Below are 1,247 nucleotides of genomic sequence, written 5' to 3'. Positions count from 1 at the left end.
AGGAGTCAAGCCGCCATGCCCGGCGGGGCCGTCCAGTCCCTGAGGTACTGTGCCGGCGATACATAGCCGAGCGTGGAGTGGCGGCGGCTCCGATTGTAAAAGATCTCGATGTAGTCAAAGAGATCATCTTTGGCTTGCTCGTGCGTCGCGTAGCGCTGACCGTGCACCCGTTCGTTTTTCAGGCTGTTGAAGAAGCTCTCGCTCGGCGCATTGTCCCAGCAGTTCGCCTTGCGACTCATCGAGCAGACCATGCCGTAATCCTCCAGCTTGCCTTGGAAGGCTTGGCTGGCATACTGGCTGCCTCGATCCGAATGGTGAATCAGCCCCGGCCCGGGCTTGCGGCGGAACCAGGCCATCGTCAGCGCTTCGGTCACGATATCGGCTGTCATCCGGGGCCGAATCGACCAGCCAACCACTTCGCGGTTGAACAGGTCGAGCACGATGGCCAGATACAGCCAACCCTCGTCGGTCCAGATGTAGGTCATGTCCGCCGTCCAGACCCGATTCGGCGCTGCCGGCGTGAAGTTGCGCTCCAGCCGGTTCGGCGCAATCGGTAGTGCGTGCCTGGAATTCGTCGTAGCCCGCCAGCGTCGCTTGTGCCGAGCACGAATGCCGTTCTCGCGCATCAGCCGCTCCACCCGCTCCTTGGACGCCGGGAAGCCTCGTGCGTGGATTTCCCGGAGCATGCGCGGCGATCCATACGCGCCCTTGAGCTGAGTATGGATCGCGCGGATCAACGCCAGCATTTGCGTATCCGTCAGGCGCTTGCGCGACGGCGTGCCTCCACGCCTCCAGGCCCGGTAGCCGTTCACACTGACAGTCAGGACATCGCAGAGAATCGCCAGCGGATAAGTGGCGCGCTCCTGCTCGATCCAGGCGTACTTCACAGAAGGTCCTTCGCGAAGTACGCCGCCGCCTTTTTTGCGATTTCAAGCTCCATCGCCAGACGCTTGTTCTCCGCGCGCAGGCGAGACAACTCCATCTGCTCAGGCGTCACGGGCTTGGCGCCGGCCCCGTTGAGCTTGCCCGCCTCGGCAGCCTTGCGCCAGTTGCGCAGTGTCTGATCAGACACGCCCAATTCCGCCGACAGCTCCCCTGTCGTCTTGCCGGCACGCAGTTGCCGTACGGCCTGTTCCTTGAACTCCGCTGTGAATTCCTGCTTCGGTATCTTTCGCATTTCGATTCCTTCCAACTCAGTTGAGGTTATACCTCACCCTTTTGGAAGGCGAAATTTCCGGGGAAGCTCA

The 1,247-nt window shown here is 61.6% G+C and carries 1 protein-coding gene; it reads right to left on the bottom strand.

Annotated features, from left to right (window positions below; genetic code table 11):
- Positions 1-5 precede the first annotated feature (5 nt).
- Positions 6-1,177 (bottom strand): IS3 family transposase gene (locus K206_RS0136715; RefSeq protein ID WP_369796952.1). Its coding sequence is split into 2 segments (ribosomal slippage): positions 6-910 and positions 910-1,177, totalling 1,173 coding nucleotides; the frame shifts between segments, so codons are not numbered across the junction.
- Positions 1,178-1,247 lie beyond the last annotated feature (70 nt).

The organism is Cupriavidus sp. WS, assembly GCF_000395345.1.
Taxonomy (GTDB): domain Bacteria; phylum Pseudomonadota; class Gammaproteobacteria; order Burkholderiales; family Burkholderiaceae; genus Cupriavidus; species Cupriavidus basilensis_B.
Note: the sequence above shows the minus strand (reverse complement) of the source record. Positions and strands in the feature narration are given on the sequence as shown.